At 66.9% G+C, this 20,735-nt stretch carries 16 protein-coding genes; 10 read left to right on the top strand and 6 right to left on the bottom strand.

Annotation, left to right across the window (positions count from 1 at the left end; translation table 11 throughout):
• Nucleotides 1-20 precede the first annotated feature (20 nt).
• A complete protein-coding gene (gene ffh / locus RUU78_RS24020) occupies nt 21-1,406 on the bottom strand; it encodes a signal recognition particle protein (protein ID WP_313920301.1) in 1,386 nt (461 codons plus the stop codon).
• A 126-nt stretch (nt 1,407-1,532) separates the two neighbouring features.
• Here ffh and ccsA point away from each other — a divergent pair, with 126 nt between their 5' ends.
• The 6 genes from ccsA (at nt 1,533) to RUU78_RS23990 (ending at nt 8,336) form a co-directional block, all read left to right on the top strand.
• The gene (gene ccsA, locus RUU78_RS24015; RefSeq protein WP_313920300.1) at nt 1,533-2,333 is read left to right on the top strand and encodes a cytochrome c biogenesis protein CcsA; all 801 of its coding nucleotides are present in this window, start codon (nt 1,533-1,535) and stop codon (nt 2,331-2,333) included.
• Between the two features lie 99 nt (nt 2,334-2,432).
• Nucleotides 2,433-2,801: a PilZ domain-containing protein gene (locus tag RUU78_RS24010; protein WP_313920299.1), complete on the top strand. Its 369-nt coding sequence runs from the start codon at nt 2,433-2,435 to the stop codon at nt 2,799-2,801.
• Nucleotides 2,802-2,924: 123 nt separating this feature from the next.
• Nucleotides 2,925-3,536, top strand: coding sequence for a GNAT family N-acetyltransferase (locus RUU78_RS24005; RefSeq protein ID WP_313920298.1), 612 nt, complete (start codon nt 2,925-2,927; stop codon nt 3,534-3,536).
• Nucleotides 3,537-3,649: 113 nt separating this feature from the next.
• Nucleotides 3,650-7,102, top strand: a complete 3,453-nt coding sequence (mfd, locus tag RUU78_RS24000) for a transcription-repair coupling factor (protein ID WP_313920297.1) — start codon at nt 3,650-3,652, stop codon at nt 7,100-7,102.
• Nucleotides 7,103-7,312: 210 nt separating this feature from the next.
• Complete coding sequence (locus tag RUU78_RS23995; RefSeq protein ID WP_313920296.1) at nt 7,313-7,795, top strand: cupin domain-containing protein; 483 nt, start codon at nt 7,313-7,315, stop codon at nt 7,793-7,795.
• Nucleotides 7,796-7,799: 4 nt separating this feature from the next.
• Nucleotides 7,800-8,336, top strand: coding sequence for a YaeQ family protein (locus RUU78_RS23990; RefSeq protein WP_313920295.1), 537 nt, complete (start codon nt 7,800-7,802; stop codon nt 8,334-8,336).
• A gap of 100 nt (nt 8,337-8,436) precedes the next feature.
• Here the strand turns inward: RUU78_RS23990 and RUU78_RS23985 are convergent, their stop codons facing one another.
• From RUU78_RS23985 to RUU78_RS23975, 3 genes are all read right to left on the bottom strand, one after another.
• Nucleotides 8,437-10,704 carry a hypothetical protein gene (locus RUU78_RS23985; RefSeq protein ID WP_313920294.1) on the bottom strand — a complete coding sequence of 756 codons (2,268 nt, stop codon included), beginning with the start codon at nt 10,702-10,704 and terminating at the stop codon, nt 8,437-8,439.
• A gap of 130 nt (nt 10,705-10,834) precedes the next feature.
• Nucleotides 10,835-11,734 carry an acyltransferase gene (locus tag RUU78_RS23980; RefSeq protein WP_313920293.1) on the bottom strand — a complete coding sequence of 300 codons (900 nt, stop codon included), beginning with the start codon at nt 11,732-11,734 and terminating at the stop codon, nt 10,835-10,837.
• Nucleotides 11,735-11,914: 180 nt separating this feature from the next.
• A complete protein-coding gene (locus tag RUU78_RS23975; protein ID WP_313920292.1) occupies nt 11,915-13,249 on the bottom strand; it encodes a M28 family peptidase in 1,335 nt (444 codons plus the stop codon).
• Between the two features lie 272 nt (nt 13,250-13,521).
• On the opposite strand from RUU78_RS23975, the gene RUU78_RS23970 reads away from it, so the two are divergent.
• Nucleotides 13,522-14,442, top strand: a complete 921-nt coding sequence (locus RUU78_RS23970) for a DUF4440 domain-containing protein (RefSeq protein ID WP_313920291.1) — start codon at nt 13,522-13,524, stop codon at nt 14,440-14,442.
• A 358-nt stretch (nt 14,443-14,800) separates the two neighbouring features.
• Nucleotides 14,801-16,135 carry a hypothetical protein gene (locus RUU78_RS23965; RefSeq protein ID WP_313920290.1) on the top strand — a complete coding sequence of 445 codons (1,335 nt, stop codon included), beginning with the start codon at nt 14,801-14,803 and terminating at the stop codon, nt 16,133-16,135.
• Between the two features lie 174 nt (nt 16,136-16,309).
• Here the strand turns inward: RUU78_RS23965 and RUU78_RS23960 are convergent, their stop codons facing one another.
• Together RUU78_RS23960 and RUU78_RS23955 are read right to left on the bottom strand one after the other, a co-directional pair.
• Entirely contained in the window at nt 16,310-16,948 is a 639-nt protein-coding gene (locus RUU78_RS23960) for a response regulator transcription factor (protein WP_313920289.1), read from the bottom strand.
• Complete coding sequence (locus RUU78_RS23955) at nt 16,945-18,642, bottom strand: GAF domain-containing protein (RefSeq protein ID WP_313920288.1); 1,698 nt, start codon at nt 18,640-18,642, stop codon at nt 16,945-16,947. Before RUU78_RS23955 ends, RUU78_RS23960 begins: the two co-directional genes overlap by 4 nt.
• 227 nt (nt 18,643-18,869) lie before the next feature.
• Between RUU78_RS23955 and RUU78_RS23950 the strand changes: the two genes are divergently transcribed.
• On the top strand, nt 18,870-19,280 hold the full coding sequence (locus tag RUU78_RS23950) for a hypothetical protein (protein ID WP_313920287.1): 411 nt from the start codon (nt 18,870-18,872) through the stop codon (nt 19,278-19,280).
• Between the two features lies 1 nt (nt 19,281).
• The gene (locus RUU78_RS23945; protein ID WP_313920286.1) at nt 19,282-20,730 is read left to right on the top strand and encodes a transglutaminase-like domain-containing protein; all 1,449 of its coding nucleotides are present in this window, start codon (nt 19,282-19,284) and stop codon (nt 20,728-20,730) included.
• Nucleotides 20,731-20,735 lie beyond the last annotated feature (5 nt).

Genomic DNA, 20,735 nt, shown 5'->3' with positions numbered 1-20,735 from the left:
CCGGGGCCGGCGATCCCCGCTCAGCGCATCATGCCGCCGCCGGGAAAACCACCGCCACCCATGCCCTTCATGGCACCGGACATCTGGCGCATAAGGCCCTTGATACCGCCGCCGGCGAGCTTGGACATCATCTTTTCCATCTGCTGATACTGCTTGAGCAGCTTGTTCACGTCCGAAGGCTGCATACCGGAGCCGCGGGCCACGCGCGCCTTACGCGAGCCGTTGAGCAGGTCCGGATGGCGGCGCTCTTTTTTTGTCATCGAGTTGATGATGGCGATCATGCGGTGCACTTCGCGGTCGTTGGCCTTGGCCTTGACATGGTCCGGCAGGCTCGACACGCCGGGGAGCTTATCCATGAGCGAGCCCAGGCCCCCCATGCTCAACATCTGCTGCAACTGGTCGCGCATGTCGTTGAGGTCGAAGCGCTTGCCCTTCATGACCTTCTCGGCCAGCTTCTGCGCTTTTTCCTGGTCGACCTTCTGCTCGACCTGCTCGACCAGCGACAGCACATCGCCCATGCCGAGGATGCGCTGGGCAAGGCGATCCGGATGGAATGGCTCCAACGCCTCGGTCTTCTCGCCGGCACCGATGAACTTGATCGGCCGGCCCGTGATGTAACGCACCGACAGCGCGGCGCCGCCGCGCGCATCACCGTCGGTCTTGGTCAGGACGACGCCCGTGAGCGGCAGGGCTTCGGCAAAGGCCTTGGCGGTGTTCGCTGCGTCCTGGCCGGTCATCGCGTCGACGACGAACAGGGTCTCGATCGGCTTGAGTTCGGCGTGGAGCGCCTTGATCTCAGCCATCATGTCGGCATCGACATGCAGGCGGCCGGCGGTGTCGACCAGCAGCACGTCGGCGAAATTCCGCTTGGCCGCATCAAGCGCGCTGCGTGCGATCGCGACCGGGCTCTGATCGCCGCTCGACGGGTGGAACAGCACCTCGACCTGCTCGGCCAGCACGCGCAACTGCTCGATCGCCGCCGGACGGTAGACGTCGCAGCTGACGACCATGACTTTCTTCTTCCTGCGTTCCTTGAGGAAGCGCGCGAGCTTGGCCGTGGTGGTGGTCTTGCCGGCACCCTGCAGACCGGCCATCAGTACGACGGCGGGCGGCTGGGCAGCGAGATTGAGGTCGGTGTTGACCGTGCCCATGACTGCGGTGAGCTCGTCGCGGACCACGCGTATCAGGGCCTGTCCCGGCGTCAGACTCTTGAGCACGTCCTGGCCAACCGCGCGCACCTTTACGCGCTCGATCAGCGCCTGCACCACCGGCAGCGCCACGTCGGCTTCGAGCAGCGCAATACGCACTTCGCGCATCGACTCGCGGATATTTTCCTCGGTGAGGCGGGCGCGGCCGCGCAGGCGTTCGATGGTAGTGGACAGGCGCTGGCTCAGGGACTCGAACATGTGCGGCTTCAGTGCTGGGCAAAAGGACGGCGATTATAGCAGCGCGCTGCCGGCACGTTGGCGCGAGCGGCTTACATGGCGCGAAACAGCACGCGCGGCCGCCCATGCCTGTGCGAAACTCGCCCGATGCTGATCTCCGTACTGGCGGCCGTCGCGGTCGCCGCCTACCTGGCCGCCACCCTGCTCGTCGCGGTTCCGACCCTGCGCGGCACGCGCCTGCCGCGGTCGCTGGGCGTGGCTGTCGCCGCGGCTGGCGTGCTCGCCCACGCGGGCTACCTGCTGGCGGCGCATCGCGGCGGACTGGATCTGCATTTTTTCGCCGCACTCAGCGTTGTCGCCATGCTGATTGCGGGCACGACGCTGCTGGTCAATCTGGCCCGGCCGGTCGATGCGCTTGGCGTTCTGGTGTTTCCGCTCGCCGCAGCGCTGCTGGCAGTGGATGCCTGGATCGCGCCGCCGACCCAGCCCAACGCCATGGGCTGGCAGATCAAGCTGCACGTCATCGTCGCCCTGCTCGGCTACGCGCTGCTCAGTGTCTCCGCACTGCTGGCGTTGCTGCTGCTCGCGCAGGAGCGCGCGTTACGCAATCGCGACGTGGCCAGCCATTGGCTGCGGGTGCTGCCGCCGCTGACGCTGACGGAAAGCCTGATGTTCCGCCTCGTCGGCGTCGGCTTCGTTCTGCTGAGCGCCACCCTGCTCAGCGGCGTACTGTTCGTCGAAAACCTGTTTGCCCAGCATCTGGTGCACAAGACCAGCCTGTCCATCATCGCCTGGGTAGTGTTCGGCACCTTGCTCGCGGGCCGCTGGCGCTTCGGCTGGCGTGGACGCCGCGCCGTTCGCCTGCTGCTCATCGGCATGGCGGTGTTGCTGCTGGCCTTCTTCGGCAGCAAATTCGTGCTGGAACTGCTGCTTTCGCGCACGCCCTGAGCCGGTTTGTCGCGAGGCTTGCTGTCGATCGCACCGCAAGGGCAGAATCCCCCGGCCAGCATGCACTTATGCGATTGACTTGAGGCACTTTCCCCAGCCATGAAGTCCGATCCCGCCGCGGAACGCCGCCGCTTCACGCGCTTTACGTTCGAAGGCACGGTGCGCCTGTACTCGGGCACTGCCATGTGGGAAACCAAGCTCGTCGACGTCTCGCTCAAGGGTGTGCTGATCGAGCGACCCGTGCAGTGGTCGGGCAAGATCGGCGGCGGCTACCGCATGGATCTGCGCATCAACAACAGCGTGATCATCAGCATGGGGGTGTCGATCGCCCACATCATGCCGCATCGCCTGGGTTGCCGATGGGAAAAGATCGACCTGGACAGTTTTGCCCAACTCAAGCGCCTGATCGAGCTCAACCTGGGCGACCCGGCGCTGCTCAACCGGGAACTCTCCGCGCTGGGCAACTGAATCTATTGCCAGCCCTCGTCCGTCCAGCCAGCGCGTCGCCAATCCCAACAGGCTGAATGGAAAAGCAGCCTCGACCGTGGCTTTAGGTGCCGTGCTCCAGTAGGCTCCGGCATGTTGCACCGCATGAAAACGTCCGCCAGTCGTACCGAGCCCATGAGCACCTACCGGTCCCGCCGCCCGCCCGAACGCCTGCGTTTTGGCGCCGCAAACGACGCACCCGTGCCGAATGGCGAGCTGTTGGCCAGTCGCGATGGCACGCCGCTACTCATTCGCCCCATCCATACCGACGATGTTGCTGCGTTGCAGCGCGGTTTCTCGCGTCTGCAGCCCGAAGAAGTGCGCATGCGCTTCCTGCATACCTTGACGGAGCTGCCCGACCAACTCGCCCAGCGACTGTGTCGTCTCGATCCCGAGCAGGAACTGGCCTACGTACTGGTCGATCCGGCCGAGAGCGCGGAACCTGAAATCTACGGTGTGGCGCGCGCCTACATCGACCCCAATACCGATGGCGCCGAATTCGCGCTGATCGTGCAGCGTCGCTTCACCGGCCAGGGCTTCGGCAGCCTGCTGCTGAACCGCGTCATCGATGCCTGCCGCGTCCGCGGCGTGCAGGAAATCTGGGGCGATGTGCTGACCGAGAACCACGCCATGCTGGATCTCTGCGACGAGTTTGGTTTCCGGCGCGAAAGCGTGTTCCACGACGCGTCCCTGACCCGCGTCCGCCTGCATCTCTGAGCCCCGCAGTGGGCACCGCTGGCCCGGCGCTCTCCCTGCGCAAGCGGGCAACGCGCTAAGCTACGCGGTCCTGCCGCCGGCCGCCTTGGCCGGCGACGCCTATCTGTGCCGCGATGACTCCGACCCTGCTCCGCCCGCCGCTACCCAAATCCGCCAAGGTCCGCCGCTTCTGGGAGAGCCCGCCGGGCTCCAGCCTCGCACTGGTGCTCGAGGAAACCGGACGTCATCACGCAGGCCTGGTCGTGGCGGTCACGCGCGACACCCATTCGGCCCATGCTCTGGAAACGGAGTTGGCCAGCTTCACCAGCGGCAGCACCGAAGTACTGCACTTTCCCGACTGGGAAACCTTGCCTTACGACCTGTTCGCGCCGCACCCGGAAATCGTGTCGCAGCGCATCGCGACGCTCTACCGTTTGCCCGCGCTGACCCGCGGCCTGCTGGTGGTGCCGGTCGCGACGCTGATGCAGCGCCTGGCGCCGCGCAGCTACATCGGCGGCACGGGGCTTGCGCTGCAGGTGGGCCAGAAGCTCGAGCTCGGCGCGGAGCAGCGCCGCCTCGAGGCGGCCGGCTACCGCCATGTAACGCAGGTGCTGGAGCCGGGCGATTTCGCCGTGCGCGGCGCTCTGATCGACATCTACCCCATGGGTTCGGCCGAACCCTATCGCATCGAGCTGTTCGACGAGGAAATCGAATCGATCCGCAATTTCGATGCGGAAACCCAGCGGTCGCTGCACAAAGTCGACTCGGTGCGCCTGCTGCCTGGGCGCGAATTCCCCCTGACCGACGAATCGGCCAAGAGTTTCCGCACGCGGCTGCGCGAACGCTTTCCGATCGATATCCGACGCTGCCCGCTGTACCAGGACATCCGGGAAGGAACGACACCGGCCGGTATTGACTACTACCTGCCGCTGTTCTTCGCGCAGACCGAAACCCTGTTCGACTATTTCGCCGTCGATGCACTTTTCGTGCTCGGCGATGGCGTGCTCGAGGCCGCCGAGCAGTTCTGGCGCCAGACCGCCGACCGCTACGACCAGCGCGCGCACGACATCGAGCGTCCAGTGCTGCCACCAGCCGAGTTGTACCTCTCGCCCGAACAGTTACGCGAGCGGCTCAACCGTGAGCTGCGCGTAGACCTCGTCGCACGCGGCAGCAATGAACATGTCCAGGCGCTGGGCCTGCAGCCGGCGCCGGACCTGCCGATCAACCGCAAGGGTGAACAACCGGCCGAAGACCTGTCGCGCTTCCTGGCCGCCTACCCGGGGCGCGTGCTGATCGCCGCCGAATCGGCTGGCCGGCGCGAAGCCCTCATCGAACAGTTGCAGGCCGCCCACCTGCGCCCGCAGACCTTGGCCTCGTGGCAGGAATTCGCGCGCGGCGACGCGCGCTTCGCGATCGCGGTTGCGTCGCTGCAGGCGGGTTTCGCGCTGACCGAACCGGCGCTGGTCGTGCTCACCGAGCGTGAGCTTTTCGGCGAGCGCGTGCAGCAGCAGCGCCGGCGCAAACGCGCGGCGCGCGACCCCGAAACCATCATCCGGGATTTGACCGAGCTGGGCCTGGGCTCGCCGATCGTCCATGTCGACCACGGCGTCGGCCGCTACCAGGGACTGATCAAGCTTGACGTCGGCGGCAGCGCGAACGAATTCCTCGCGATCGAATACGCCAAGGGCGACAAGCTGTACGTACCGGTCGCCCAGCTCAATCTCGTATCGCGCTATTCCGGTACTTCCCCGGAACTCGCGCCGCTGCATTCGCTCGGCGGCGATGCCTGGGAACGCGCCAAGCGCAGGGCCGCGGAAAAAGTGCGCGACGTTGCCGCCGAACTGCTCGCGATCTACGCCCAGCGCGAAGCACGCCAGGGCACTGCGCTGGCGGTAGACCGCGTCGCCTACGAGCAGTTCGCCGCGACCTTCCCATTTGAGGAAACCCCCGACCAGCTCAGCGCAATCGACGCGGTCATCGACGATCTGGCCTCGAAGAAGCCCATGGACCGCGTGGTCTGCGGCGACGTCGGCTTCGGCAAGACCGAGGTCGCGCTGCGTGCCGCGTTCGTCACCGCCATGGCCGGCAAGCAGGTCGCCGTGCTCGTGCTGACCACGCTGCTGGCGCAGCAGCACTTTCAGAATTTCAGTGACCGCTACGCCGACTGGCCGATCCGCGTCGACGTACTGAGCCGCTTCAAGAGCAAAAAAGAAGTCGAGCAGGCCATGGTCAAGCTCGCCGAGGGCCAGATCGACGTGATGATCGGCACGCACCGGCTGCTGCAGCAGGACGTGAAGTTCAAGCAGCTCGGCCTCGTCATCGTCGACGAGGAGCACCGTTTCGGCGTGCGTCAGAAGGAACAACTGAAGAAGTTGCGCGCAGAAGTCGACATGCTCACGCTGACCGCGACGCCGATCCCGCGCACGCTGAACATGGCCATGGCGGGCATGCGCGACCTGTCGATCATCGCCACGCCGCCGGCACATCGCATCGCGGTCAAGACCTTCATTGCACCGTGGGACCCGGCGCAGCTGCGCGAGGCGTTCCAGCGCGAACTGCAGCGCGGCGGCCAGGTGTATTTCCTGCACAACGAAGTCGACACCATCGAGAAGATGGAGCGCGACCTGCATGCGCTGGTGCCCGAAGCGCGCATCCGCATTGCCCACGGCCAGATGCCGGAGAAAGAGCTCGAACAGGTCATGATGGATTTCCACCGTCAGCGCTTCAATGTGCTGCTGTGCACGACCATCATCGAGTCGGGCATCGACATTCCGAGCGCCAACACCATCATCGTCAATCGCGCCGATCGCTTCGGCCTGGCCCAGCTTCATCAGCTGCGCGGCCGGGTGGGGCGCTCGCACCATCGCGCCTATGCCTATCTGGTCGTGCCCGACCGGCGCCAGATGACGGCCGATGCGGAGAAGCGGCTGGAAGCACTCGCGTCGATGGAGGAACTCGGCGCCGGCTTCACCCTCGCGACCCACGACCTGGAAATCCGCGGTGCCGGCGAACTGCTCGGCGACGAGCAGAGCGGGCAGATGCAGGAAATCGGCTTCTCGCTGTATACCGACCTGCTGGAGCGCGCGGTCAAGGCGCTGCGCAGCGGCAAGGTGCCGGATTTCGAACTCGTCAGTGCGCACGAGGCCGAGGTCGAGCTACATCTGCCGGCCCTGATTCCGGACGACTACCTGCCCGACGTGCATGCGCGCCTGACCTTGTACAAGCGCATCGCGAGTGCACGTGATGGCGAACGGCTGCGCGAACTGCAGGTGGAAATGGTCGATCGCTTCGGGTTGCTGCCGGATCCGGTCAAGCACCTGTTCGCGGTTACCGAGATCAAGCTGCGCGCGACCGAGCTGGGCGTGCGCAAGATCGATTTCGGCGCGCAGGGCGGCCGCATCGTTTTCACGCCGCAGCCGAACATCGATCCGGTCGCCGTGATCCGGCTGATTCAGAGCCAGCCGCGCGTCTTCACACTGGATGGTCAGGACAAGCTCAAGGTGCGTCTGGAAATGCCCGGTGCGACCGAACGCCTGCGCTCGGCCAACGACCTGCTGACCGCGCTGGGCCAGCGCAAAGCCGCCTAGCGGGCTGTTGAAAAACAGCCTGCCAGTGCGATCCAGAATGGATCGCGCGAGCGTCGATCGCGTAAGCGATTGACGCTCGGAGAACGTGGGCAAGCTCGGCTTGCACCGTTCGATTGAGAAAGGCGCTTTGGCCCTTTCTCAAACAAGCTGTAGTTGTTCAGCGCCTTCGCGCGAACCGGCGCCACCACGAGACGGAGTTGATACCCATCCATGCATACCCGAGCCGAAGACCTGATACGCGCGTTGCGGCTGGAGCCGCATATCGAAGGTGGCCACTACCGGCGCATCTACGAGTCCTCGACACGCGTCGTCTACGGCGACAGCGCGCAGCGCGCCGTCGCGACCTCGATCTATTTCCTGCTCGCCGACGGTGAACTCAGCCGCTGGCACCGCGTCGACGCGGACGAGGTATGGCACTTCTACGAAGGCCAGCCACTGGAGCTGCTGCGCTACGACCCGGTCGAAGGCGCGCTGGTCACGCATACACTGGGTCCGGCCTCGCGCGATTCCGCGCCGGTGTTCGTCGTGCCCGCCGGCATGTGGCAGGCGGCGCGTCCGCGCGGCGCGTATACGCTGGTCGGCTGCACCGTCGCGCCGGGTTACGAATACCGGGGTTTCGCCCTGCTCGATCAGGCGCCCGAGGTCGCGCGCCGCCTCGGCGAGATCGACGACAACCTGCTCGATCTGGCTTGACACCATGGCCCTGAACGCGACGATCTACAAAGTGGAACTGCAGGTCAGCGACATCGACCACCACTACTACGCCACCCATGCGCTGACGCTCGCGCGACATCCGTCCGAAACCGAAGAGCGCCTGATGCTGCGCGTGCTCGCCTTCGCGCTGAACGCGCATGAAGCGCTGAGCTTCGGCAAGGGACTCAGCGACACCGACGAGCCCGACCTGTGGCGCAAGGACCTGACCGGCACGATCGAGCAGTGGATAGAGCTCGGCCAGCCCGACGAACAACGCCTGCGCCAGGCCAGCGGCCGCGCCCAGGGGGTGCGCGTCTACGGCTATGGCCGCGCGGCGGCCATCTGGTGGGACAAGAATGCCACGGCACTCAAGCGCATCCGCAACCTGCAGGTATTCGAAGTGGGTGCGGCGACCTGCGCCGCGCTGTGCGAAATCGCGGCGCGCAAGCTCGAACTGCAGTGCCTGGTGCAGGACGGCACGATGCAGCTCATGGGGGTTCAGCGCAGCATCGATGTGGAACTGCTGCAGCGTATGCCCTGAGGCCGGGCGACCGGCTGGTGTCGTGATTCAGTAGTTCGTTGAACAAAGAATTCGGATGGATTGACGCCGAATTCGTTCGATGAACTACGGAATCACCACACTAGTATTCCGTCACCGCCTCGCCGCCGGACAGGCGCAGGGTGAGCTCGCCCTGGCCTGTGTCGCGTACGCGTTCCAGCGACACGACGGCACGGTCCTCGGGCTTCAGGTCCGCCCGTACGAACACAGCACCGTTGCCGCGCAGCGCGGCGGTGTAGTGTTCGAACACCCGCTGCTTCAGCGCACCGACCAGGTCCAGTTCGCACTCGGCGCTGTCGGCCCAGGCGAAGTAGCGTTCTTCGCCACTATCCTCGTCCTGCTGCACCTCGAAGAAATCGACGAGTCGCTGACGCGCTCGGCGACCCGGACACGCCGTCGGATGCTCGGGCACGATCAGGTAAACGTCTTCGGGAAACAGCGCCGCGACCTGGTCAAGCTTCCACGCGCGCGACAGGCGCTGGCGCGCCGGCTGCAACTCCGACGCAAAGATGCGGAAACGGTCGAGGACGTCGTGGTCGCGCGTGCTCAGGTCGCTGCGCCGATCGAGGTCCGCCACGCCCTGCAACGCCTGCATCGTCCAGCTGTCGACACTGACGAACTGCGCTGGCGCGTAGAGCGCCACGGCCGGATAGCGCTCACCGGCAGCGCCGAGCGCGAACGGGCCAAACGTGCGCAATGCCTCGCGATAGGACTGCGGCAACTTGCGACCGAGTTGTTTTTCGAATGCGTCCAGGGTGTCCGCGGCTGGTGCGGCCGAACTGCGCAACTCCGCCCGCGCATCCAGCGGCGTCGTTGCGCGCGCGAGGGCGATAGCCTGGCGATATGCGGGCAGCAGCCCGTGCGCCTCCACCGCTGCCTGGAATTGTGCCTCGACGCCTTGCGGCGTGACGACGACGGCGCCGCGACCGCGCAATGCGCGAGTTGCGCCGGACAACATCCGCGCCTCGCCGCGCAGTTCGTAGGGGTGAATGCCCGGAGTGAGCTCGAGTGAAACCTGGCCGCGGTGACTGCGCGGCGTCGCGCGATCGAGATCGAGCACCGCCGCCTGACGTCCACCTATCCACAGTTCGCTATGTTCCGATACCTGGTCGGTACCGAGTTCGGTCGCGAGCACGAACGCGGCGGCGCCGGCCTTGACCGCGGCGCTCGGCGCGGGCGGCTCGCGCTCGCGATCCAACGCAACCGGCAGCAGGGTTTCATCGTCGCTGCCGGCATCGAAGCCGCCGACGCTCGCACCGTTCGTCCCCCAGCCAAGCACGCTGCCGTCGGCCAGACGCGCGAACGCGTTGTAGTCGCCGGCAAACAGAGCGGTGACGGGCTTCCCGTCCAGCGCGCCGACGCGGCGCAGATCGCCTTCCAGCTCGTCGCCGCCATCGCCGAGCGTGCCATAGACGTTGCCGCCACGCGCCCAGACGCTGCCGTCGCGCTTGAGCGCCAGCGTGTAGTCGTCGCCGGCGGCGATCGCGGCAACACTGTCGAGCCCATGCAGCAGCTGCGGCGCGCGCGCGACGAGATCCATCGCTGGTGTCGCGAGTTGAGCCGATTCGTTGACGCCCCAGCCCCAGACCCTGCCCTCGACGTCCAGCGCGAGACCGTGGAAGCGGCCAAGGCTGATCGCGGTGATGTGCTCGAGCCCGGCGATGCGCAGTGGCTGCGGCTGCGGTGGATCGGAGAAATCCAGCGGCCGCCAGCGGCCCGCCTCGCCGAGCAGTCCCCAGCGCGCGCTTCCCATGCCCCACACTGTACCGTCAGCGCGCAGCACGAGGCTGGTATCGCCCTGGGCAGCGACCGCGACTGGATCGGCGATGGTTTCAATGAGACGTGGCAGCCGCGCCTGCATGCGCGATTCGTTACGCAGCGGACCGCTGCCGAGCTGCCCCAGTTCGTTGCTGCCCGCACTGCGCAGCTTGCCGTCGCGGCCGATCGCAATGAGGTGCTGCTGGCCCAGGGCAACCGCACGGACGCGGCCCAGCGCTTCAAAGCGCCGCGGCACATGCGCCGGCATCTTGCACTGCTCGGTCGTGCAGGCGAGTTCGGCGAGATTGCCCCAGAGCCACAGTGCACCGTCCGCATCGATCGCCGCGGCGGAGTCCGAGGAGTCGTGATTGATCGCGATGCTGACGATGCGCTCGAGCCCGACGATGCGCCGGAACGACTTGCGTGGCCGCGAATCGTCGTCGCCGCGCACGCTTTCCGCATCGCCGCTGGCCCAGACCGTTCCATCGGGCTGCAGCCAAAGCACCTGGCTGCCGGCGACGATCTGCGCTGGCGTGGCAGCGGCGCTCACCGCGGGCAGACAGAGCAGCAGACGCGCGAGGATCCTGTACATGGCGTGATTCTTCCTGAATTGCGCCCAGTATAGGACAGCACGCCGAACGACCCGACCGACGCCGCAGGCCGGAACGGGCACCGCCGCATGATCGCGCGCCGCCCTGCCTGAACCAGCCCGGATTTCCGGGCTAATCCCGCTGGAGGTCCTGCAGGCGCGCGTCCTTGTCCTGCCACAGTCCGTTGAGCCAGTCCTGGAAGCGCGCGCGGAACGCGGCATCGTTCTGATAGTCGCCGGACAACAGGTCAGCCGGTATGGGCCGCGTACGTATGTGCACGCGAACCTCACGCACGCGTCCGGCGAGCAGGCCGTACAGCGTCGGCCGCCCGGCCGGGTAGACCACGCTGACATCGACCAGCGCCTGCAGCATCGGCCCCATCGCCTGCAGCACGAATGCGGTGCCCCCGGCACGCGGCAGCAACAGATGCCGGTACGGCGACTGCTGCAGCGCATGCTTGGTCGGCGTGAACCGCGTGCCTTCGACGAAATTCATGATCGAGACGGGCAGGTCGCGGAATTTTTCGCAGGCGCGCTGGGTCGCCTCGAGATCCTTGCCACGCCATTCCGGATGCTTCTCCAGCTGCGCGCGCGAATAGCGGCGCATGAACGGGAAATCCAGCGCCCACCAGGCCAGGCCGAGCACCGGCACCCAGATCAGCTGACGTTTCAGGAAAAACTTGAGCAGCGGGATGCGCGTGTTGAAGACCTGCTGCAGCACCGGAATGTCGACCCAGCTCTGGTGATTGCACACGACCAGATACCACCCGTTGCGCTGCAGATCCTCGCCGCCCTGCACGCGAATGCGCGTACCGACGAGGTGCTCGATCAACCAGCTGTTGACCGCTATCCAGCGGTGCGCCAACGCATTCAGCACGCCCGTGATGCGCCGGCGCAACGCGGGCCAGACCAGCGGCTTGCACAGGGCGAGCAGCAGCAGAGGGGTCGCATGCAGCACGGTGTTCAGCGCTATCGCAACCGACGACAGTCCAACGCGCAATAGCTCGGCGACGATCGAGAACATGGAAGGCATGGACGACGGCAACGGCCGGGGCCTGCAGCATACGCGACGGTGTCGCCGAACCACCAGAAACACGCTCCGCGCTCGACGGCGTAGGTGGACGGCAATGTGACAGGCTCTTCGACACTCCGCTCCCGCAACGGCACGGCATCACTCGCCGTCGGGCATCCGCTCACGCGGCTCCGCGAAGGCTCATTTGTCGATATCGGCAAAAATGCGGTCGGAAGCACCGCTCAGCTCTGCGAGTACGGCGACGTTCGTCTTGAGGATTGCGCCGCCCATGGCCTGCGCGTTCACGCCCATGTTGGCCGGCGTATCCGTGCTGCGGTGATAGTGCGGATAGCTCGCCCAGTCCGATTCGATCGCGAGTACGGTTTCCTTGTTCGCGTCCAGGTACGGCATGTGGTCGGAACCGAATGGGTTGGTGCTGATGGTCACGTTCAACGCCGGCACATAGGCCGCCGCCGCGGCACCGAAGCGGTTGAGGTAGGACAAGTAGGCCGACTTGCTTTCGTACAGCGCATCGAGCTGGTTGTCGGCGCTGTAGCCGATCATGTCCATGATTACGACCGACTTGACCTTGGCAAGATCGCCGCTGCTCTGCAGCGCCTGCACATGCCGCGTACTGCCGTACAGGCCTTGCTCCTCGCCCGCATAACACATGAACAGGATCGAGCGCCGCGGCTTGAACGGCAGCAAGGCGCGGGCGAGTTCGATGACGCCGGCGCAGCCGCTGGCATTGTCCTCGGCGCCTGGCGTGTTGGTCACGCTACTGCCGCTGCTGTTGCGCGAATCGTAGTGCGCTCCGACGACGATCCACTCGTTCGGCATCGAAGTACCGGTCCATGTGCCGATCACGTTCTGCCGCGTGATGCTGCCGCTGCCCGCACCGGGCATGCTGAAGCCCGGCGTGGTGACGGCAAGGCCAAGGCCCTGCATGCGTACGCCGATCCAGTCGCGCGAGGCATTCAGGCTCGTGGTGCCATAGCTGGACCGATCCCAGCTTGCGAGCTGGGTGACGTCGCCGAACCAGCGTGCAGCATCGATCTGATCGACGAGAGGAAGTACCAGCGGATCCGGCATCGCACCCAGCGGCGCATCGAGCCGGTACTGGCGTGCCAGGACATCGTTGTCGCCGAGGCGCCGCCAGGTTTCGTGGCCCGGTTGCGAAGGTGGCAGTTCCATGCCGGGCGGCAGACGACGCAACTGCCAGCGGCCACTCTGCACCAGCAACTGTCCGGGCGCCTCTTCATGCAGCGCGCAGCCGACTGTGCGCAGGGCCAGGTCGTGCTTGTCGATCGCTTCGATTTCGCCGAGCCGGGAGCCCCGCACGGCGAGCGTGCGCAGCGATGCAGCCTCGCCACCGACGACGAGCCGCGTACCCAGTTCCACCCACCAGCGCACGCCGACGCCGTGCTTGAACTGTTCGACATCCACTGCGCTGGCCGTCCGGATGTCGAGGACGACGGCGTGGTCCTGCGGCGCGGCGGCCGGCAGCGCGAGCAGCAAGCCAAGGACAGGCAGCATGGCGGTCTCCGAGGAAATCAAACGAGTCTAGCAGCGCGGCCAGGCACGATTGCGGCGACGCTCGCAGGCCCGGCCCCGCATCGCATCCAGCCGCAGTGTCGCGCGTGGGCCGTTGCAATGCCGCGCGGGCGCTGCCTGACCTTGGTCATGGTTTTGCCGGATCCGGCGAATTGGCTGGCCGTCGCGCAAAATTTCGCGGCCACATTGCTATACAGCGCTGCAGGCGCCGCCCGATGCCGGCCGCGCACGTCACCCAACACCTGGATACGAGCATGTTGCGAAAACTGCGTACATCGATACTTGTCATCGGCTTCATTGTTTTGCTTCCGACGACGTCGCTCGCACGCAATGTCAGCGATGACGCACAAGCCGGGGTCGACGCGCTGCTTGCCGCGGATCGCGCGTTTGCGGCAGCGAGCGCCAAGTCCGATCCGGTCACGGGACTCAGCGCGATGTTCGCCGACGACGTGGTCATGCCCGTGCCGGGCAATCGCTTCGCGCGCGGCCTGACCGAAGCGCGCGAGTACCTGCGCAGCACGCCGGACTATCAGAAGTCGCGCCTGGAGTGGACGCCACAGCGCGGCGGCATTTCGGCCGACGGGCAGCACGGCTTCACATTCGGGTACATGTCGCTGCGCAAGCCCGACCAGAGCGTGCAGCCTCTGAAGTACCTCGCCTACTGGGTGCGCCGGGACGATCGCTGGCGTGTGCTGGTCTACAAACGCAGCGGCAGCAAGTCGGCGCCGGAAACGGTCATGCCGATGCCGGCTGCACTGCCGGCGCAGCTCGTGTCAGATCGCAATGATCCGACGCGTACGCAGGAATACGCGCGCAGTCTCGACCAGGCCGAACGCGCCTTCTCCGACGAGGCACAGCGCATCGGTCTCGGGCCGGCCTTCGCCAAGTACGGCAGCAGCGATGCGATCAATCTGGGCGGACCGGACGACGCGCACGTCGTCGTCGGCGCGGACAGGATCGCCGTTGCGGTTTCCGCCGGCACCACACCCGGCACGAGTCCCGTGACCTGGGCGCCCGACGAAGTCATCGTCGCCGGCAGCGGCGATCTCGGCATCACGATCGGGTTCCTGCAGCCGACTGCTGCAGGCCCCGACGGCAACCGCAAGCCGATCCCGTTCTTCACGATCTGGCGCCGCCCCGACGCCAGCGCCGCCTGGCGCTACGTCGCCGAATAGCGCTACGGCGCACAGCACGCAAGCAGTGCGTGCCGGCTTCCATTGCCGTGCTGGACAACGGACGAAGCAAAAGCGGCATCGCATCCCGCACCCGTGTCACGAGGAGAAGCAAGGCGCGCCGACCAGCCCGGGCTAGCCTGCCTTTCTCACACCCGTTCGTAGCGAGACCGTCGAGACGCGTCCTGATGCGCGCCGCGGACTTCAGAGACGGCGAAGACATGGTCGACACTACGTCGAGCCGACACGAGGGCGCAGCGCGCGACGAGGTGAGCGCATCGGCGACCGCAGTAGAAGGAGTGTGAGAAAGGCGGGCTAGACTACGCGCGCTGCAGCCCGCAGCGCTCGTCTGCAGGACCGCATGCGCAGTCGCGCCGTCGCCGCTTCCGTCTGGCTGCTTTGCGCGGCCGCCGCCTCCGTATACGCCCTCGCGTTCTATCCCGGCTGGCTGTCGTTCGACAGCAGTTATCAGTGGTGGCAGGCGCGCAGCGGCGAGATCTCGAATATCAACGGCATCGGGATCGTACTGCTCTGGCGCGTCACGCTATTGTTGCAAGACGGCCCGGCACCGATGCTGTTGCTGCAGTTGATGCTGTTCTGGACCGGCGTCGCCTGGATCGCGTTGGCGCTGCCGGCCCGCCCTGTGTTCCGTCTCAGCCTCATCGCCGTGCTCGCGCTTGCGCCGGCGAGTTGGCTGCTCGCGCAAATCTGGTCCGATACGGCACTGCTCGCACTACTCGTGCTCGCGACAGGCGCGATCCTGCGTTATCGCGCGACGGGCTCGCGTGTCTTTGTCGCCATGGCGGTGTTCGCGCTCGCACTGGCCATGAGCCAGCGCCACAACGCCATGTTCGCAGTCGTGCCCCTGCTGCTGTGGCTGTGCGGCGCGGATGGTGCCATGCGCTGGCGCCGGATCGCCATCGCCGCGTCGTTGACGGCAGTGCTGCTCGTCGGCGTACAGCTGACGACACGCCTGCTGACGCGACAGTGGTTTCCCGTGCTGCCCTCGCTGACGCTGTGGGACCTGAGCGGCATGTCGGTGCACGAAAACCGAATGCTGCTGCCTGACTACGCGGTGGCGCCGCAGAGCAGCGTCGCCGACCTGGCCTCGGCGTACGTCCCCTGGAGCAACACGCCGCTGTTCGCAAGCCCGCGCGCCGGCGTGCGCTATCCATTCCAGCCCTGGCCCGAGGAAGAGCAGCGGCGCCTGACCCACGACTGGCTGACGACGGTCGCGCGGCACCCCAGTGCTTACCTCGCTCATCGGGGCGCGTTGCTGGCCGACTTGTTCGGCACGCGTGCACGCGAGCTACCGGCCGAGCTGACCTTTGTGCCGGGGCCGGTGCAATACCGTGACAACCCCGTGGTCGCGATGCACGACAGCGCGCCGCGCCGGCTGGCGCGGCACGCGTTGGACCGGCTGCGCGATACCGTCGCGTTCGCAGCCTGGCCGTACCTGCTGATCGGCGCGGTCGCGGCATTGCACGCCCTGCGCCGCCGCGATTCGCGCAGCGCGCCGGCGCTATGGCTCTGCGCCAGCGCCTGGGCCTATGCCCTGCCCTACGCGGTGCTCGCGCCGGCGGCGGAATTCCGCTATCTGCTGTGGAGCTGCATCGCCAGTCTGATCGCGGCGTGGATTCGCATCTGCGGTCACGCGTCGGACACGCGCGCCGCCGCTGACGCCGGCACGCATTGAAACACCCGGCTGCCGAATATGGATCGACTGCGGAGCCGGCAGCGTCCAATGCGTCGCCCACAGAGTCCACAAAAAATAGGGCAAACCTATTCCCACCTCATCGAGCGGGTACGGGCATCGGATGACGGCAAGGATTTCGCTCCGCCCGGAGCCGCACCGGTGCAAGCGCACCGATCAAAGCCGCACCAGTCCCTTGCGCACGGCATGCATGGCCGCCTGGGTACGGTCGGTGATGCCCATCTTTTGCAGGATCTGGCTGACGTAACCCTTGACCGTGCCCTCGGTCAGTGACAGCTCTCGCGCGATCGCCTTGTTGCTCAGGCCCTGCGCGATCAGCTGCAACACCGAATGCTCGCGCGCGGTCAGCGCAATGTCCTCTCCGGCCGGTGCGCGCAACCGCGCGACGAGCTGCCGCTGTACCGTCGCATCGAGCCACGGCACGCCCCCGGCGACCTGGCGCACGGCGGCGGCGAGATCACCGCTGAGCGCATCCTTGAGCAGATACCCGGTCGCGCCCGCCGCAAGCACCTCTCGCACGACGCTGTCCTCGGCAAAGCTCGTGAACACGAGGATTTCCAGCGATGGCCAGGCGGCGCGCAGGCCGCGGATGTTCTGCACCGGATCGCCAGCCGGCATCTTGAGATCGAGCACGGCCACGCGCGGCCTCAACGCCGCGACCGCGGCGATCGCGTCGCGCGCATTGGCGAAGTCGGCAACGACGTCGAGATCGTCTTCCTCCTCGAGCACCGCACGCAGGCCTTCGCGCACGACGGCGTGGTCGTCGATCAGTATCACGGCGATGCGATCGCTCATGGCGATGCTCCAGCGCTCCCCGTGCGATCACGCCGCGGCAGGCGCACGCGAACTTCGGTGCCGCGCGGCACGCGCGCGCCGATGACCGCTTCGCCGGACAGCGCCGCGGCGCGCTCGCGCATGCTGCGGAAACCCATGCCCGGCACATGCGCCGGCGCGATGCCGCCGCCGTCGTCTGCGACGGTCAGTTCGCAATAGCTGTCGCGCACGGCCGCGGCGATCCACAGCCGCTTGCCGCGCGAATGCCGCACCGCGTTGGAAACGGCTTCCTGGCAGCAGCGCAACAGTGCAGCCTCGGTTTCGATCTGCTGCGGTTCGTACTGGGCGAAATCCATGCACAGCTCCAGGTTCTCGGGAACCATTGCCGACAGCAGCTGGTTCAGCGCACCGGGCAGCGCGTATTGGCGCAGCTGTTCGACGCAGATCACGGCACGGCCACGGCGCGAACGCGTCACGGCCGGCGGCTCCGGCGGCTGCAGTTCGCGCAGCAGGTTGCGCATCTCCGCATGCGCCGTGCGCGCGAGCTCGTGCAGCCGTTCCACACGGCGCTGGCCTTCGGCCGCGTCGCGCTGCCAGACCGCCGACAAGGTCTGCGTGAGCAGGCCGATCGCTGAAAGGACCTGGGTAACGTTGTCGTGCAGCTCTCGCCCCAGGTGCTGGCGCTCGCGCAGTATCGCGTTGTCACGCGAGGCCGTGGCCAACCGCAGATTGTGCACGGCGACGGCAAGGATGTCGGCGATGATCTCCAGACTGCTCAGGTCCAGCTCGTCGAATCGCTGGCTGCCTTCGACATTGAGCACACCGATCACCTCGCCGCCGACCAGCAGCGGTACCGCCAGCTCCGCCAGCGGCAGGCACATGCCCGGCGGCGTGATGTAGCGCGGGTCGGCGGCGACATCGTTGACGAGCTGGCTGCGCTGCTCGCGCACCGCCGCGCCCATGATGCCGCGCGTGATCGGTACGCGGTCCTCGCCGCGGATCTGCCGTTTGTAGTCACCGCCGCGGATGCGGATCACGAGCACATCGCGCTGCTTTTCGTCGAGCAGCGGAATATCCACATTTTCAAAACCAAGCAACTCGTGGATCGCGTCGGCGCTGCGCTGCAGCAGCGCATCGACGTCGGCTTCGGCCTGGATGATGCCGGCGACATGCGCGATGAGACGGAACCGGTCGGTGCGACGGCGCTCGCTCTGATAGCGCCGCGCGTTGGTGATCGCGATCGCGGCGTGGCGGGCGAACAGTTCCAGTGCCGCGACGTCTTCGCGCTTGAAGCGCCGCGGTGGTGCTGCGCCGATGCCAAAGAAGCCGATGAGACGGCCGGACCAGCGGATAGGGATACCGACGACCTGATTGTCGGCCAGCTCCGGCAAGGTCATCGAGTCGAGATCGCCGTAACGCAACAGGGCGGTACGACCGCTCGCGAGCACGTGTCCCGCAAGGCCGACGCCGCGCGGCATGGTCGCGCCGAGTTCGCCCTCGGGCATGCGATAGACCGCTACGGTGCGGATCCAGTCGTGCTCCGCTTCGTACAGGCCGATCGTGCCGTCATCGGCACCGATGAGCTGGCAGGCACCCGCGACGATGCGCGTCAGCAGCGGCTCCAGCGCAAGCTCGGAGGAAATATCCTCGACGACCCGCCAGAGCAGGCCGAGCTGACGCGACTGACCTTGCACATCGGCGGCGAGCACAGTCATGCGACGAAACCGAAGGAGTGAACGTCCGTTGCTTCAGGCGACCGCGGCGGACTGCGGTCGATCTACCGGGGTGAACGCCCGCGATAGTACGCCTGTTGCGCGCGTCGCAGCCGACCTGCCGCAAGTCCGCGACGAAGCACCGCAGCAAATCCATCGCCGGCCCGCCGGCTCCACCGACCAGGCGCGTTCGCGTCAGGCCGGGTCACGACCTCGATCAGGGAGTTGCCATGAATAACGACGCAAACAATCGCCTCGACGCCAGCGAATCGGCCGCCATCGGTGCTGCCGCAAATCCCGCGTTCTCCACATCTCGGCTCCGCAACGGCGCTGCCGCGCACCGTCTGCTCGTGCTGGGTGCTTTCAGCCTCGCCGCCGCACTGAGCCTGAGCACGGCCCACGCGCAGCCCCCCCTCAAGCAAAAGACCACCGGCAGCAACATCGTGCGCAGCGTCGAGAAGAACGCCGGTGACGACGTGCGGCTGGAGCCGGTCGAAGTGATGCTCGGTGCTGTGCTCGATGCGCGCGGAGCCGCACGTGAGGCGGATGACGAACCCTCTGCCCTGCCCGATCTGCCCGTGCTCAGCGGCGATGCCTTCCTCGATGATGCGGCACTGGCCGCGACTCAACCGAAGCGCTGAGATGCGCCAGCGATCGAAGGGCACCGGGTGCGCGATTGCCCGGTGCGCGATCGCGGGGTTGCTCGCGCTGGCGGCATTCGCGCCGCCAGCGCGAGCACAACCGCAGATCGCGGCACTCGAACACGACGGCGCGCGCTACGGCAGCGTGGTGTTCGAGCGTTATGTCGAAAGCAGCCAGATACATACGCGCGAAACTGCGCGCCTGGGCATCAGCGCACTCAACGCGCGCGAATGGCGCAGCTATGAACAACGCAGCAGCGAAAGCAGCGACGGGCGCCCACTGACCCTGTCGCGACGCAGCCAGTCCGGCCCGGCGACATTGCAGGCCAGTGCGCGCATCGTCGGCAGCGAAATCCGGATCGAGCGTCGCGAAGGCGCGCAGGCGCGCCGCGCGGTATTGCCCGTGCCGGCGGATCTGCTCGTCGATGCCGGCCTGGTACGACGCATCGCCGCGCAGCCAACCGACACGGCGTGGGCCTTCGTCTACAGCGAGATCGATCTGTCCGCCGCGCGTGTCGTGCGCGTTCGGCTGAGCAGTGCCGGGCGCCACGATGGCGAACGGCTGGAACTGCTGCGCGAGACCGGCGACGGCGACGAAACCGTGCGCCGGCGCCTGTACTGGTCAACGACCCAGCAACGCCTGCTGCCGAGCTGGGACCTCGCCGGCGCGCGCTTCGACAGCCACGCCTGCGGCCAGGACTGCGACGATGCGGGAACACGCTACTACGACCTCATGGCCGGCCTTACGCTGGCCTCCCCGTATCGCATTCCGGCGGCGTCGCGACGCAAGACGCTGCGCTACGTATTCGAGAGCGCCGACGGCATTGCTCCGGAGCTGCCGGCGACGGGCGAGCAGTCGGTGAGGCAGCGCGGCGCGCGCAGCGTCGTCACCGTCTGCCCCGAGTGCGGCGACGAGGCCGCACCGGATGCCGGGACCGTCGCGCGCTATCGCGACGCCAACGCCTGGGTACAGAGCGACCACCCCACCCTGCGCGCACTGGCGCGAAGCGCTCGCGCAAACGGTTCGATCGACGGACGCATGCACCGGCTCGTGCGTTTCGTGCAGAAACACATGGACGGTGGCCGCCAGTCGCTGGGCTATGCCAGCGCGCTGCAGGCGGCGACGACCCGCAGCGGCGATTGCACCGAGTTCGCGGTCCTGCTGGCCGCGCTCGCGCGCGCCAGCCATATTCCCGCGCGGGTAGTCGGCGGCCTGGTGTATTCGAGCCAGTTCACCGGCAAGGGCAACGTGTTCAGCCCGCATGCCTGGGTGCAGGTCTGGAATGGCTCACGCTGGGTAAGCTTCGATGCCGGCATGGGCGAATTCGATTCGACCCACATCGTGCTGGCAATCGGTGACGGCTCTGTCGACGACTACGCCGGCCTGCTCGCCCGCGTGCGCGCGCTGCGGCTGGTCGATGCGGGACAGATCGCCGCGACGGCACCGTAACGGTG

Origin of the sequence: Tahibacter sp., from assembly GCF_032229445.1 — a bacterium.
In the GTDB taxonomy this organism is placed as follows: domain Bacteria; phylum Pseudomonadota; class Gammaproteobacteria; order Xanthomonadales; family Rhodanobacteraceae; genus Tahibacter.
Note: the sequence above shows the minus strand (reverse complement) of the source record. Positions and strands in the feature narration are given on the sequence as shown.

What these genes read in the sequence shown, in the direction of transcription:
- RUU78_RS23985 (WP_313920294.1), bottom strand. Translation starts at nt 10,704, where the DNA reads ATGTACAGGATCCTCGCGCGTCTGCTGCTCTGTCTGCCCGCGGTGAGC.
- RUU78_RS23945 (WP_313920286.1), top strand. Translation starts at nt 19,282, where the DNA reads ATGCGCCAGCGATCGAAGGGCACCGGGTGCGCGATTGCCCGGTGCGCG.
- RUU78_RS23960 (WP_313920289.1), bottom strand. Translation starts at nt 16,948, where the DNA reads ATGAGCGATCGCATCGCCGTGATACTGATCGACGACCACGCCGTCGTG.
- RUU78_RS23965 (WP_313920290.1), top strand. Translation starts at nt 14,801, where the DNA reads ATGCGCAGTCGCGCCGTCGCCGCTTCCGTCTGGCTGCTTTGCGCGGCC.
- ccsA (WP_313920300.1), top strand. Translation starts at nt 1,533, where the DNA reads ATGCTGATCTCCGTACTGGCGGCCGTCGCGGTCGCCGCCTACCTGGCC.
- RUU78_RS24005 (WP_313920298.1), top strand. Translation starts at nt 2,925, where the DNA reads ATGAAAACGTCCGCCAGTCGTACCGAGCCCATGAGCACCTACCGGTCC.
- RUU78_RS23970 (WP_313920291.1), top strand. Translation starts at nt 13,522, where the DNA reads ATGTTGCGAAAACTGCGTACATCGATACTTGTCATCGGCTTCATTGTT.
- RUU78_RS23955 (WP_313920288.1), bottom strand. Translation starts at nt 18,642, where the DNA reads ATGACTGTGCTCGCCGCCGATGTGCAAGGTCAGTCGCGTCAGCTCGGC.
- RUU78_RS23950 (WP_313920287.1), top strand. Translation starts at nt 18,870, where the DNA reads ATGAATAACGACGCAAACAATCGCCTCGACGCCAGCGAATCGGCCGCC.
- ffh (WP_313920301.1), bottom strand. Translation starts at nt 1,406, where the DNA reads ATGTTCGAGTCCCTGAGCCAGCGCCTGTCCACTACCATCGAACGCCTG.
- RUU78_RS23975 (WP_313920292.1), bottom strand. Translation starts at nt 13,249, where the DNA reads ATGCTGCCTGTCCTTGGCTTGCTGCTCGCGCTGCCGGCCGCCGCGCCG.
- mfd (WP_313920297.1), top strand. Translation starts at nt 3,650, where the DNA reads ATGACTCCGACCCTGCTCCGCCCGCCGCTACCCAAATCCGCCAAGGTC.
- RUU78_RS23980 (WP_313920293.1), bottom strand. Translation starts at nt 11,734, where the DNA reads ATGCCTTCCATGTTCTCGATCGTCGCCGAGCTATTGCGCGTTGGACTG.
- RUU78_RS24010 (WP_313920299.1), top strand. Translation starts at nt 2,433, where the DNA reads ATGAAGTCCGATCCCGCCGCGGAACGCCGCCGCTTCACGCGCTTTACG.
- RUU78_RS23990 (WP_313920295.1), top strand. Translation starts at nt 7,800, where the DNA reads ATGGCCCTGAACGCGACGATCTACAAAGTGGAACTGCAGGTCAGCGAC.
- RUU78_RS23995 (WP_313920296.1), top strand. Translation starts at nt 7,313, where the DNA reads ATGCATACCCGAGCCGAAGACCTGATACGCGCGTTGCGGCTGGAGCCG.